The organism is Mycobacterium sp., assembly GCF_049683355.1.
GTDB lineage: Bacteria > Actinomycetota > Actinomycetes > Mycobacteriales > Mycobacteriaceae > Mycobacterium.
Map to the genome: position 1 here is coordinate 42,148 of NZ_JBAUJB010000025.1, position 13,458 is coordinate 55,605.

At 66.7% G+C, this 13,458-nt stretch carries 11 protein-coding genes; 6 read left to right on the top strand and 5 right to left on the bottom strand.

The genetic code is table 11. The features are described 5' to 3' along the window. Positions 1 to 22: 22 nt before the first annotated feature. Positions 23 to 1,474 (bottom strand): 30S ribosomal protein S1, encoded by a 1,452-nt coding sequence (gene rpsA / locus WA944_RS01645; RefSeq protein ID WP_163890638.1) that lies wholly within the window; start codon positions 1,472 to 1,474, stop codon positions 23 to 25. Positions 1,475 to 1,626: 152 nt separating this feature from the next. Here rpsA and WA944_RS01650 point away from each other — a divergent pair, with 152 nt between their 5' ends. After that, on the top strand, positions 1,627 to 2,805 hold the full coding sequence (locus WA944_RS01650) for a PrsW family intramembrane metalloprotease (RefSeq protein ID WP_526369810.1): 1,179 nt from the start codon (positions 1,627 to 1,629) through the stop codon (positions 2,803 to 2,805). A gap of 122 nt (positions 2,806 to 2,927) precedes the next feature. Here the strand turns inward: WA944_RS01650 and WA944_RS01655 are convergent, their stop codons facing one another. Genes WA944_RS01655 through polA form a run of 3 tightly spaced genes read right to left on the bottom strand, consistent with a single transcriptional unit; the run spans position 2,928 to position 6,833 of the window. After that, positions 2,928 to 3,353 (bottom strand): hypothetical protein, encoded by a 426-nt coding sequence (locus WA944_RS01655; protein ID WP_526369808.1) that lies wholly within the window; start codon positions 3,351 to 3,353, stop codon positions 2,928 to 2,930. Beyond that, positions 3,319 to 4,170 (bottom strand): threonine/serine exporter family protein, encoded by an 852-nt coding sequence (locus WA944_RS01660; protein WP_526611375.1) that lies wholly within the window; start codon positions 4,168 to 4,170, stop codon positions 3,319 to 3,321. Before WA944_RS01660 ends, WA944_RS01655 begins: the two co-directional genes overlap by 35 nt. Positions 4,171 to 4,172: 2 nt before the next feature. Next, a complete protein-coding gene (gene polA / locus WA944_RS01665; RefSeq protein WP_526611385.1) occupies positions 4,173 to 6,833 on the bottom strand; it encodes a DNA polymerase I in 2,661 nt (886 codons plus the stop codon). A 201-nt stretch (positions 6,834 to 7,034) separates the two neighbouring features. Here polA and WA944_RS01670 point away from each other — a divergent pair, with 201 nt between their 5' ends. Further along, positions 7,035 to 7,457 carry a Zn-ribbon domain-containing OB-fold protein gene (locus WA944_RS01670; protein WP_526369814.1) on the top strand — a complete coding sequence of 141 codons (423 nt, stop codon included), beginning with the start codon at positions 7,035 to 7,037 and terminating at the stop codon, positions 7,455 to 7,457. Then, positions 7,454 to 8,659, top strand: coding sequence for a lipid-transfer protein (locus WA944_RS01675; protein WP_526369804.1), 1,206 nt, complete (start codon positions 7,454 to 7,456; stop codon positions 8,657 to 8,659). Before WA944_RS01670 ends, WA944_RS01675 begins: the two co-directional genes overlap by 4 nt. A gap of 30 nt (positions 8,660 to 8,689) precedes the next feature. On the opposite strand, the gene WA944_RS01680 is transcribed toward WA944_RS01675, so the two are convergent. Then, a complete protein-coding gene (locus WA944_RS01680) occupies positions 8,690 to 9,904 on the bottom strand; it encodes a branched-chain amino acid ABC transporter substrate-binding protein (protein WP_526646152.1) in 1,215 nt (404 codons plus the stop codon). 492 nt (positions 9,905 to 10,396) lie between these two features. Here WA944_RS01680 and WA944_RS01685 point away from each other — a divergent pair, with 492 nt between their 5' ends. From WA944_RS01685 to WA944_RS01695, 3 genes are all read left to right on the top strand, one after another. After that, the gene (locus WA944_RS01685; RefSeq protein ID WP_526611371.1) at positions 10,397 to 11,626 is read left to right on the top strand and encodes a branched-chain amino acid ABC transporter permease; all 1,230 of its coding nucleotides are present in this window, start codon (positions 10,397 to 10,399) and stop codon (positions 11,624 to 11,626) included. A 3-nt stretch (positions 11,627 to 11,629) separates the two neighbouring features. Next, on the top strand, positions 11,630 to 12,622 hold the full coding sequence (locus WA944_RS01690) for a branched-chain amino acid ABC transporter permease (RefSeq protein WP_163890620.1): 993 nt from the start codon (positions 11,630 to 11,632) through the stop codon (positions 12,620 to 12,622). Next, a partial coding sequence (locus WA944_RS01695; protein ID WP_526646154.1) for an ABC transporter ATP-binding protein occupies positions 12,612 to 13,458 on the top strand: 847 nt, incomplete at its 3' end. The genes WA944_RS01690 and WA944_RS01695, both read left to right, overlap by 11 nt.

Sequence of the window (13,458 nt, forward strand, 5' to 3'; positions counted from 1 at the left end):
CGTTGTGAACCAGCGTTGTGAACTAGGCGTTGCCTGCGAGCTTCTCGCGAAGAGCAGCCAGTTGGGCATCGCTGGCGAGCGACCCGCCACCGCCCGACGGCTCCTCTGAACGCGACGAACCGTTGGCAGCAGAGGCCGGGCGTGCCGCCTCTTCTGCTTCTGCTGCGGCGAACTTCTCCATCTGCGCGGTGTGCATCTTGTGGCGGCGCTCGGCCTCGGCGTATCGCGCCTCCCACTCGTCACGCTGCTTCTCGAAGCCTTCGAGCCACTCGTTGGTGTCGGCGTCGAACCCCTCGGGGAAGATGTAGTTGCCCGCGTCGTCGTAGCTGTCGGCCATGCCGTACTTCCACGCCTCGAACTCGTCGGTGTAATCCTCGTTGGCCTGCTTGAGGCTCAGCGAGATCCGGCGACGCTCCAGATCGATGTCGATGACCTTGACCATCGCGTCGTCGCCGACCTGGACCACCTGGTCCGGAACCTCGACGTGACGCTCGGAGAGCTCCGAGATGTGCACCAGACCCTCGATGCCCTCCTCGACACGGACGAAAGCGCCGAACGGGACCAGCTTGGTGACCTTGCCCGGCACGATCTGACCGATCGCGTGGGTGCGGGCGAAGTGGCGCCACGGGTCTTCCTGAGTCGCCTTGAGCGACAACGAAACCCGCTCGCGGTCCATGTCGACGTCGAGGACCTCGACGGTGACCTCGTCGCCGACCTGAACCACCTCGGACGGGTGGTCGATGTGCTTCCAGGACAGCTCGGAGACGTGCACCAGACCGTCGACACCGCCGAGATCGACGAACGCGCCGAAGTTGACGATCGAGGACACCACACCCTTGCGGATGGCGCCCTTGGTCAGCTGGTTCAAGAATTCACTACGAACTTCGCTTTGCGTCTGCTCGAGCCAGGCGCGACGCGAGAGGACCACGTTGTTGCGGTTCTTGTCGAGTTCGATGATCTTGGCCTCGATCTCCTTGCCGATGTACGGCTGCAGATCGCGGACACGACGCATCTCGACCAACGACGCGGGCAGGAAGCCGCGCAGGCCGATGTCGAGGATCAGGCCGCCCTTGACGACCTCGATGACGGTGCCCTTGACGGCCTCGTCCTTCTCCTTGAGCTCCTCGATGGTGCCCCAGGCGCGCTCGTACTGAGCGCGCTTCTTGGACAGGATCAGGCGGCCTTCTTTGTCCTCCTTGGTGAGGACCAGAGCTTCGACCTCGTCGCCGACGGACACAACCTCATTGGGGTCGACGTCGTGCTTGATGGACAGCTCGCGGGAAGGGATGACGCCTTCGGTCTTGTAGCCGATGTCGAGCAAGACTTCATCGCGGTCGACCTTGACGATGGTCCCTTCGACGATGTCGCCATCGTTGAAGTATTTGATGGTCTTGTCGATGGCGGCGAGAAAATCCTCAGCCGAGCCGATGTCGTTGACGGCTACTTGCGGCGAGGTGACGGAGGGACTTGGCATGTGGTGGGTTGCTCCGGACAGGGTGATCGCAGGGACAGTTTTTTGTTTCTTGGCTTGCACCCGCGACGAATGCGCACACAGGTACATGTTGAGGTTACTCGACGGGGCACATGCAGGACAAACCCGGTTCCGCAAGCGGCTACCCTGCTGAGGTGTCATACGCCGGCGCACCGGGACAGCCCCATCGGATTCCCGCGCCGTACGGAGGTCGTATCCGCCAGGTCGGCGCGCCGCTCGGGGTGATCATCGCCCTCGGCACCGTCGCCGGTCTCATCGTCATTGCGCTGACCGCGCTCAATCCGCTCGGTACCGCCGTCGGATTCGTGCTGTCCAGCATCGCGATGACGGTGGTCGTCCTGGCCTACCTGTGGCTGGACAGGTGGGAGCCCGAACCGCCGAGACTGCTGGTGTTCGCGTTCGTCTGGGGCACGTCGGCGGCGGTGGTCATCGCCGCTGTGCTGCAGATATTCCTCGAGGCCTGGCTCAGCGCCGGCGCGGACAGCACGCAGTCGGAGGGGGTCAGCCCGCTCACCCTCGTTGTCGGCGCCCCGCTGACCGAAGAGGCGGCAAAGGGCTTGTTTCTGCTGCTCATGATGACCGGTGCCCGTCGCCGCGAGATGAACTCGCTGACCGACTGCCTGGTGTACGCAGGGCTGGTCGGCGCTGGTTTCGCCTGGTTGGAGGACATCCTCTACATCGCCAACGCCGAGTCACTGGCCGATTCGCTGGTCACCGCCGCACTGCGGCTGGTCATGTCGCCGTTCGCGCACTCGCTGTTCACCACGCTGTTCGCGATCGGCGTGTGGTACGCCATGCACCAGCGCAGCGGCATCGCCAGAACAGGTTGCATCCTGGGCGGCTACGCCGGGGCGGTGATCCTGCACGTGATGTGGAACGGCTCGTCGTTGCTGGGTGCAGGCGCGTACTTCGGTGTTTATGTGTTCTGGATGATGCCGGTGTTCGGCCTGGCCATCGCGCTGGCGGTCCACAGCAGGCGCCGGGAACAGCGCATCGTCGCCGCCAAACTGCCCGGCATGGTGGCCGCGGGGGTGGTCACCCCCAACGAGGCGAGCTGGCTGGGATCCATCCGCACCCGCAAGCTGGCCGTCGCCGAGGCCACCCGGTTCGGTGGGAAACAAGCGGGCGAGTCGGTCACGACGTTCGCCCACCGGGTCGTCGAGCTGGCGTTCGTGCGGGACCGCATCGACCGCGGCTTCGGTGACCAGCGCGTGGCGGCGATGCTGGCCGAGGAGACCCACGCGGTGTACGTCGTGCGAGGTACCTCACCCGCGCTGGCCCGGATGGCGGGTTACCGGGCACCGGGTCCGTAGATCCCAGCCATCGTCCAGATTCGGCTCCTACCGTGCAGGCGTGATTCAACACCTCGTCGACTATGTGGGTATCGCGGTGCTGGCGGCATCGGGTGCCGTGGTCGGGGTCCGCAAGGGATCGCTCAGCTCCTGAAGGCGGAAGCGGGTCGGGTGCGCTGCCGGACCAGCTGCCAGAGCACCAGCCCGGCCTGCATACCCAACGACACCGAGACCATTGAGATCAGTGTGGCGGGCAGAGCCGAGTCGCCGTCCGCTCCGAACAACTCCGTGATCCCGATCAGCCCCATCGATCCGGGCACCAACAACCAGAAACCCGGCAGGATCATCGTGATGCCCGGCGGCGAACCGCGCAGTCGCGTCATCGCCAGGGCAGCGAAGGTGAGAACCACACCGCCGCAGAATCCGCTGACGTAGCTGCCCAGGAGCAGATCACCGACAAACTGGGCGGAGTAGCCGAGATAGGTGATCAGTAGCAGCCATGGCAGTACGAGCGGGGCGGCGCGAGGAACAACATCACCCCTGCGGAGTAGACGGCGACGCCGAGCCACGGCGCGCCCACGGCCCGATCTTGTTGATCGCATCCGAGGTCAACTGGGTGTCAGCGGTCTGCAGCATCTGAGAGGCGATCAAGATACCGAAGGCCAGCTGGGCGATCTGGACGAACCCCGCGATCAGCCGGCTGGACCCGGAAATGACGTCGCGGGCGGTGAGCTCGATGACCGCCAGCGTGATCGCCGCACCAGGAAGGAACATCGCCAGCGGCGGGATCAAGGCGCGCAACCCGACGTGGTCCATGCCGTGCTCGCGCGCGCCGATGATGCAGACCGCGGTGACGACGAAGGCGCTGAGCACTGGCACCAACGGGGCCAGGCCCGGCACTCGCTGCCCAGTCGTCCAGAACAACTCCACGACCACTCCGAGGCCACCGGCGACCAACACGTTCAGCGGCGTCGGTTCCAGCAGCAGCGCAAAGCCCACGCTCTGGATCGCATATCCGAGCACTGACACCCATGCCCGGCGTGGCGGCTTCTTGTCGAGGACGGCGTCCAGTCTGGCCTCGCCTTGGGCCGGGCTCACCCGGCCCGCCATCGCATCGGCGATCAACGGCGCCAGCGGGAACATCTGATCGAAGCGGAGGTCCCGGTCGAGATGAGCCGCCTTCACGATCGACCCGGAGCCACCGGCGTGCCCCACTACCTGGACGTGGTTGGGCAGCGCGATGAAGTCGTTTCGGGCCCCGTAATTCGACGACGCCCGCTCCAGCATCTGCCGCACCAGGGTGACCGGATAGTTGGCAGCGCCCATCGCGGCTCCCAACCGGGCGACGAACCGGACCTGCTGCTCCGGCAGTGGCGTGTCGGGCACGCTCAGTGCGCCGCGGCGTCCCAGCTGCGGCCATACCCCACCGACACCTCTAGGGGCACGTTGAGCGGATAGGCCCCGCCCATGTGCTCGCGCACCAGTGCGTCGAGGGTGTCCCGCTCGCCGTCGGCGACCTCGAACAACAACTCGTCGTGCACCTGCAACAGCATTCGCGACGCCAGGCCGGCGTCGCTGATCGCGCGGTCGACGTTGATCATCGCGACCTTGATGATGTCGGCCGCGCTGCCCTGGATCGGCGCGTTCAGGGCCGCGCGCTCGGCCGCCTCGCGCACGTTGCGGTTACTGCTGTCCAGTTCCGGCAGATACCGCCGGCGGCCGAACACCGTCGACGTGTAGCCGTCCTTGCGCGCCTGGTCGACGACGTCGCGAAGGTAGTCGCGGACCCCGCCGAACCGGTCGAAGTACTGCTCCATGTGAATTTTGGCTTCTTCGGTGGAGATCTTCAGCTGAGCAGCCAGCCCATACGCGCTCAGCCCGTAGGCCAGCCCGTACGACATCGCCTTGACCCGCCGCCGGAGCTCGGCCGTGACTTCGTCGATGGGCACGGAGAAGGCCCGGGACGCGACGAACGAGTGCAGGTCCTCGCCGGTATTGAATGCATCCAGCAAGCCCTCGTCCTGCGACAGATGCGCCATGATCCGCATCTCGATCTGGCTGTAGTCGGCCGTCATGAGTTCGGTGTATCCGTTGCCGACCACAAACGCGTCGCGGATCCGGCGGCCCGCCTCGGTGCGGATCGGGATGTTCTGCAGGTTCGGTTCGGTGGACGACAGCCGGCCGGTCGCGGCGATCGTCTGGTTGAACGTCGTGTGGATCCGGCCGTCCGCGGCCGCCGACCCGATCAGTCCGTCGACGGTCACCTTCAGCCGGGTGGCGTCGCGGTGGGTCAGCAGATGCTGCAGGAATGGATGCCCGGTCTTTTCGAAAAGGCCCTGTACAGCGTCAGCATCCGTGGTGTAGCCGGTCTTGGTGCGCTTGGTCTTCGGCATCTCCAGCTCGTCGAACAGCACCGCCTGGAGCTGCTTGGGGGATCCGAGGTTGATCTGCTTGCCGATCACCGCGTACGCCGCCTCCGCGGCATCGCGGATCTGGCCGGCGAACTCGCTCTGCAGCTCCGAGAGCCGGTCGAGGTCCACGGCGATGCCCACGCCTTCCAACTGGGCGAGCACCCGCTGGACCGGCAGTTCCATGCTCTCCAGCAGCGCCGAGGAGTCGATGCGGGCCAGTTCCTCGTCGAGGGCGTCGGCGAGGTCTTTGACCGCTCCGGCGCGCAACAACAACGTCTGCACTGCCTGGTCGTCGACCCCGTCACTGTCATCGAGTAGCGAGAGCTGTTGCTGCTCAGGGTTGTCGGCCCGGAGCTCACGCTTGAGATAGCGCAGCGACAGGTCGTCGAGGGCGAAGCTGCGCTGGCCGGGGCGAACCAGGTAGGCGGCCAGAGCCGTGTCCGAGGTGACACCGGCAAGGGTCCAGCCCCGGCCCTGCACGTCGTGCATCGCGAGCTTGGCCTCGTGCAGCGCCTTCGGCGCACCCGGGTCGGTCAACCACGACGCCAGCGCAGCCTCGTCGCCGGGATCTAGTGCCGAGGTGTCGACATAACGCCCGTCACCGTCGGCGACCACGATCGCCACGGCGGTCGCGTCGCTGTCGAACGCGAGGTGGTTGCCCACCACGGCGAGCCCGAATCGCTGTCCGTGACTGTGCTCGGCCAGCCACCCCGCCAGCGTTCCCGGCTCCAGCGCGCCACCGCGCACCTCGAACCCGTCCTCGACCTCGGGGTCCGTCGAGGCCAGCGTGTCGAAGAGTCGGTCGCGCAGCACCCGGAACTCGAGGTCGTCGAACAGCCGGTGGATGTGGTCGCGGTCCCACGGCTGCATTCGCAGCGTGTCCGGTGTCTGCGCCAACGGCACGTTCTTGACCAGATCGGTGAGCTCTCGGTTCAGCACGACGCTGGGCACATGGGCGCGCAGCGCATCGCCGACCTTGCCCTTGACCTTGTCGACGTTGTCGACAAGTGCCTGCAGCGAACCGTATTCGGCGATCCACTTGGTCGCGGTCTTCTCCCCCACCCCGGGGATGCCCGGCAGGTTGTCGCTCGGGTCCCCGCGCAGCGCCGCGAAGTCCGGATACTGCTGGGGGGTGAGTCCGTACTTCTCCACCACGGCCTCGGGGGTGAACCGGGTCAGCTCGCTGACACCCTTGCGCGGGTAGAGCACGGTCACGTCGTCGCTGACCAACTGCAACGAGTCGCGGTCACCGGTGACCACCAGCACCCGGTAGCCCTCGTCCTCGGCCTGGGTGGCCAACGTGGCGATCACATCGTCGGCCTCGAACCCGGCCTCCGCGAGCACCGTGATGCCCAGCGCGCCCAGCACTTCCTTGGTGATGTCGATCTGGCCGCGGAACTCGTCGGGCGTCGCGGACCGGCCCGCCTTGTATTCGGGGTACCTCTCCAGGCGGAACGTCTGCCGGGAGACGTCGAACGCCGCCGCGATGTGGCTGGGCTGTTCGTCGCGCAGCAGGTTGATCAGCATCGCGGTGAAGCCGTAGACGGCGTTGGTGGTGAGCCCGCCCTGGGTCTTGAAGTTCTCGGCGGGCAGCGCGTAGAACGCGCGGAAAGCCAACGAGTTGCCGTCCAGAAGCATCAGAGTCGGTTTCCCGCCGGCCTGATCGGCGGCTGCTGCACCAACCTTCGGCTCCGATGCGGTCTTGGCTGGGCTCACGAGTTCACTCTAGGCACCGGCTACGACACCCGGGCCGCGGCTACCCCGCGACAGAACTGGAACACGTTTCAGGTATGCGGTCGGAGTCGGTACGCTGACCGCGTGTCAGCTTCTGAAGTCTCGGTGCAGCCCGCGGTCGACGGGTGGTTCGCCACCAACGGGACAGGTGCTCCCCACCTGATCGGCGGCAAGTGCGATCAGTGTGGGACCTATGTGTTCCCGCCACGCGCCAACAATTGCCCCAACCCGGCGTGCGACGGTGACGAGCTCGCACAGGTGCCGCTGTCGCGTCACGGCCGGCTGTGGAGCTACACCGAGAATCGGTACGCCCCGCCCCCTCCCTATCCGTCCCCGGACCCGTTCGAACCGTTCGCGGTGGCGGCCGTCGAGCTGGCCGACGAAGGCCTGATCGTGCTCGGCAAGGTCGTCGAAGGCACCTTGGCCGCCGACCTGAAGGTCGGCATGGAGATGGAACTGACCACCATGACACTCTACGTCGACGACGACGGCGTCGAGCGGATCGTTTACGCCTGGAGAATCGCATGAACGCCCCGCCGGAACCCCTCTACATCCTGGGTGCAGGTATGCACCCCTGGGGCAAGTGGGGGCGTGACTTCACCGAGTACGGCATGGTCGCAGCGCGGGCTGCGCTGGCCGAAGCCGGGCTGGACTGGCGGCAGATCCAGCTGGTCTCCGGCGCGGACACCATCCGCAACGGCTACCCGGGATTTGTTGCCGGCGCCACGTTCGCTCAGAAGCTGGGCTGGAACGGAGTCCCCGTCACCTCCAGCTACGCAGCGTGCGCCAGCGGCTCACAGGCCCTGCAGAGCGCCCGCGCGCAGATCCTCGCCGGCTTCTGCGATGTGGCGCTGGTCATCGGCGCCGACACCACCCCCAAGGGCTTCTTCGCGCCGGTCGGCGGCGAGCGCCGCAACGACCCCGACTGGCAGCGCTTCCACCTCATCGGCGCGACCAACACGGTGTACTTCGCGATGCTCGCGCGCCGCCGGATGGACCTCTACGGCGCCACCCTCGAGGACTTCGCGCAGGTGAAGGTCAAGAACGCGCGCCACGGCCTCAACAATCCGAACGCCCGCTACCGCAAGGAAGCCTCGGTCGAGGACGTGCTGGCCAGCCCGGTGGTGTCCGACCCGCTGCGGCTCCTGGACATCTGCGCGACCTCCGACGGCGCCGCCGCGCTGATCGTGGCCAGCAAGTCGTTCGCGGAGAAGCACCTCGGAAGCGTGGCCGGCGTGCCGTCAGTGCGCGCGGTCAGCCTGCAATCCCCCCGATACCCCCAGCACCTGCCCGAACTGCCCGACATCGCCACCGACTCCACCGCGGTGGTCTCGGCGCCGGAGCGGGTGTTCAAGGACCAGATCCTCGACGCGGCCTACGCCGAAGCCGGTCTCGGGCCCGAGGATCTGAGCCTGGCCGAGGTCTACGATCTGTCCACCGCGCTCGAACTCGACTGGTACGAGCACCTGGGGCTGTGTGCCAGGGGTGAGGCCGAGGGCCTGCTGCGCAGCGGTGCGACGACCATCGGCGGCCGGATCCCGGTCAACGCCTCAGGCGGCCTGGCCAGTTTCGGAGAGGCGATCCCCGCCCAGGCCATCGCGCAGGTCTGCGAGCTGTCCTGGCAACTCAAGGGCCAGGCCACCGGGCGTCAGGTGGAGAACGCCACCGTCGGCATCACCGCCAACCAGGGACTGTTCGGCCATGGCTCCTCGGTGATCGTCGCGCGCTAGGCCAGCGCCCGGAAGCGTTCGCGCGCAAGGCTACTCGACCACCCGGTAGATCCAGATCAGCGCGTTCTCCAGCTCACCGGTGGCGGTCCACCGGTAGCGGCGGGCGATTCCCTGCCCGTTGTAGTCCCGGACGAACTGCAGCAGTGCGGGACGGGTGATCGCCCCGGAATCGATCCCCTTGAGCAGAATCGTGCCCAGGTCGTAGGCCTCCACGCTGTAGGTGGCGGGCTGCTCGTCGAATGCGCGGCTGTACTCGTCGGCGAAGTCGGGCGGAGCGGGGCTGCACGGGCAGGACAAGACCGCGCCGCTCGCCGCTGAACCCGCCTCTTCGACGAACGCCGCGTTCTTCACGCCGTCGGCGCCCACGAAGGCACCCCCGAACCCCCCGTCCCGCAGCTGCGCGACGAGCGCGGCAGCCTGCGAGTAGTACCCGGCGAAGAAGACCGAATCCGGTGCCGCAGAGGTGATCTGGGTGACAATGTCGGAGAAGTTGGCATCGTCGGGCCGCACCGCGATGTTGCATGCCGAATCAGCCATGGCGCCAAGGGTTTCGCGCACCAGCGAAGCGAGCCCGAGGCCGTAGTCGGAACCGTCGTCGATCACGCACACCTTGCGGCGGCCGAGGGTGCCGGTCATGTAGTCGGCGACCGCGGGTCCCTGCACCTCGTCACCGGCCACCCCGCGAAAGAACGTCCGCCAGCCCTGTTCGCTCAACGCCGGACTGGTGGCCGACGGGGTCACCGCGACCAGGCCGGCGCGATCGAATTCCGCACCGGCGGACAGCGCCTCACCGGAGGTCACCGGCCCCACCACCCCGACGGTGTAGGCGTCATCGACGATCTGGGCGGCCACGTCGGCCCCCTTGGCCGGGTCCCCTTCGGTGTCAAAGGGTTTCAGCTGAACCTGACACGCGGGGTTGGCCTCGTTGTGCTTGTCGACGGCCAACTGGACGCCGTTCATGACACCAGCGCCCATCGCCGGGTCGGGTCCGCTGAGTTCTCCTGCCATCGCGATCGACAGCGGCGGACAGACGGCGTTGCCGTCGCCGGCCGGACTGGCCGGATCAGGGCGGTCGACCTCCTCCACCGCTGCACCGGTGCGATCGATCTGAACCTGCGCCTCGATGGTCAGGTCTTCCGGCGACGTCCCCGGCACGGAAGGCGATCCGCCGCACGCGGTGGACCCGAGTGCCATCAACGCTGCCGAACCGAGCGCAAGGGCGCCACGTACCCCTCGACAGCGCACGTACTCTCCTCCCCGACCACCGCGGCATGGGCCGTGGCCCCGGGTAGAACATAGCAACGCGACACGGAGGTGGGTGGGGATAACCCAACCTGCGGGTGTCGGCCCGTCGGACGGAATCCCGGTGTTCAGAACTCGAAGTCGCCGTGTTGGGTGACCTCGCGATGGGTGTCGGGGACCTTGCCCGCGAGTGCCGCGATCGTCAGCAGCACGAGCATCGCTCCGAACACGAGCAGCAGCGTCATGACAGGGAGCATTCCGGCGAACGAACGGGCTCAACAGTGGCAGCAGTGACATCTGTCATCAATATCCCGCCAACCTGATCGAGCCTGGAAACACAATCGATACGCGTCGGACATCCAGAACCCGGCCACGTGCTCACGGACGCTATACAGTCGCCCGAAACGAATCGAGCGATTTTCCAGCGACGGAGGAGTTGCCTTAGTGGGCCGGTGTGCTCGTGTCGCCTCACGGGGCCTGCTCTTGGTCGCCTTCATGGTGTTGGGCGCTTTCCTGGGTGCCGGCGTCGCCGCGGCCCAGGACGCCGAGACGGCGCCGGTCGCAGGACGACTCGTCGACGCAGGCGAACCGGTGGCCGGGGCTGTAGTACGGATCATCGACGAGGCCGGCGAGGAAGCCGACACCGCGACGTCGGACGACAGTGGACGCTGGAACGTCGAACTCCCGGTCGGCACCTACACCTTCGAGGTCGACCCCGAGAGTCTGCCGGACGGCGTCAGCGTGCAGAGCGCGGTGACCCGCGACGTCATGGCAGGTCGCACGAACACCGTGGTGTTCATCTTCGGCGAGGTCCGCACCTCGATGGAGACGCCGCTCTACGAGCGCGTCATCCGGCTCACGATCGACGGCCTGCGATTCGGTCTGGTCATCGCCGTCGCCGCCATCGGGCTCAGCCTGATCTTCGGCACCACCGGGCTCACCAACTTCGCCCACGGTGAGCTCGTCACCCTCGGCGCGGTGTTCACCTGGATGTTCAATGTCACCTTCGGTGTTCCGCTGGTCGGCGCCGCGGTGCTGGGCATCATCGCCGGTATCGGTGTGGGATGGCTGAACAACGCCGGCATCTGGCATCCGCTGAGACGGCGGCGGGTGGGCTTGATCCCGCAGCTGGTCGTGTCCATCGGGCTGGCGATCACCCTTCGCTACCTGGTGCTGGCGCTGTTCTCCGACCGAACCCAGCCGTTCGCCGACTCCACGGTCAGCGCGCAGCGCCAGTGGGGTCCGATCGCGATCACCGACACCAACCTGCTGACCATGGTGATCAGCGTGGTGGTCCTGGTAGCCGTCGCCGTGATGCTGCAGAAGACCCCTATCGGCAAGGCGATGCGGGCGGTGTCGGACAACAAGGACCTCGCCGCGGCATCCGGGATCAACGTCGAGCGGGTGATCGTGTTCGTGTGGTGCCTGGGCGGCGGCCTGGCCGCGCTCGGCGGAATTCTGCTCGCACTCTCGGAGCTCGGTGGACGGGCTCAATGGGAGATGGGATTCAAGCTGCTGTTGCTGATGTTCGCCGGAATCATCCTCGGCGGCCTTGGCACCGCCTACGGCGCGCTGCTGGGATGCCTCATCGTTGGTCTACTGGTGCAGCTGTCGACCCTGGTGATCAACCCCGACCTCAAGTACATCGGCGGTCTGCTCATCCTCATCCTCATCCTCGTCGCACGGCCGCAGGGAATCCTGGGCTCGCGGGAAAGGATCGGGTGATCCATGGATCTCGTCTCTGCCCTGCAGGCGTCGTTCGCGCAGCTGATCGGACCGTCGGCGATCTTCTACGCGCTGCTCGCCATCGGCCTGAACCTGCACTTCGGCTATACCGGTTTGTTGAACTTCGGTCAGATCGGCTTCGCCTTGCTCGGCGGCTACGGCGTCGGCATCATGACCGTCACCTACCAACAGCCCCTCTGGGTGGGCATACTCGTCGGGCTGCTGGCGGCCGGTGCCCTGGCGATCGTGCTGGGCATTCCGACGCTGCGTCTTCGCGCCGATTATCTGGCCATCGCGACCATCGCCGCCGCGGAAGTGCTGCGGCTGATATTCCGGTCGACGGCGTCGGACTCGGTGACCGGGTCGACGAACGGGCTGTACGGTTTCGCCGACCCGTTCACCCGGTTCAGCCCGTTCGACTCCAGCAAGCAGTACTCGATCCTCGGTGTGAACTTCGTCGGCGATGACGTCTGGGCGATGCTCGTGGGCTGGACGCTGGTGCTGGTTCTGTGTTTCTTCGTCTACCTGCTCTCCCACAGCCCGTGGGGCCGAGTGCTGCGCGCCATCCGCGAGGACGAGGACGCCGCCCGGGCACTGGGCAAGAACGTGTTCGTCTACAAGCTGCAGGCCCTGGTACTCGGCGGCGTGATCGGCGGCATGGGCGGCGTCTTCAACGCGCTGCAGACCAAGTCGATCCACCCCGACTTCTACTCGACCGCGCAGACCTTCTACGCGTTCGGGGCGCTGCTGCTCGGCGGTGCCGCCACGGTGTTCGGACCGGTGGTGGGCGCGATGCTGTTCTGGTTCCTGCTCGCGGTGCCGGATGCAGTGCTGCGCCAGGCGATCGCGGGTCCGGATCCGCTGCTGCCCTTGACCGATGCGCAGGTCGGCGCCACCCGGTTCATCCTGCTGGGGATCCTGATCGCGGTGCTGATGGTTTTCCGGCCGCAGGGGCTGCTCGGACGAAAACGGGAGTTGCAGTTCGATGGCCGATGAGTCGCCCGTGCCCGCCGCCGATCGTGCGGTCCTGTTCGCCGCGACCGCGGCCGAACCAGGATCACCCAAACCCGACCCGATCCTGGTGGTGGACGGTGTTTCCCGATCCTTCGGCGGTCTCAAAGCCGTCGACGTCGACCACCTGGAGGTGCAGCGCGGCGCCATCACCGGGCTGATCGGGCCGAACGGGGCGGGCAAGACGACGCTGTTCAACCTGCTCACCGGTTTCGACCGGCCCGACACCGGCAGCTGGAAGATCGACGGCGAGAACCTCGGGAGGATGCATCCCCACCAGGTGGCGCGCCGCGGGGTGGTGCGGACCTTCCAGCTCACCAAGGCGCTGGCGCGGATGTCGGTGCTCGACAACGTCAGGCTCGGCGCGCAGCACCAGATCGGCGAACGGATCCTGTCGTCGCTGCTGCCGATGACCTGGCGTGGCCAGGAAGCACAGATCACCGAACGTGCGTACGAGATGTTGCACCGGTTCAAGCTGGACACGAAGGCCGAGGACATGGCCGGCTCGCTGTCGGGCGGACAGCGCAAGCTGCTGGAGATGGCGCGGGCTCTGATGAGCGACCCCAAGGTCGTCATGCTCGACGAACCCATGGCCGGGGTCAACCCGGTGCTGACCCAGACCCTGCTCGAACACGTGAAATCCCTTCGCGAGGAGGGGATGACGGTGATCTTCGTCGAACACGACATGGATGTCATCCGCGACATCAGTGACTGGGTGGTGGTGATGGCCCAGGGCTCGATCATCGCCGAGTCACCACCGGACGCACTGGCCGACAACCCCGCGGTGGTCGACGCCTATCTCGGTAGCCACCACGATCAGG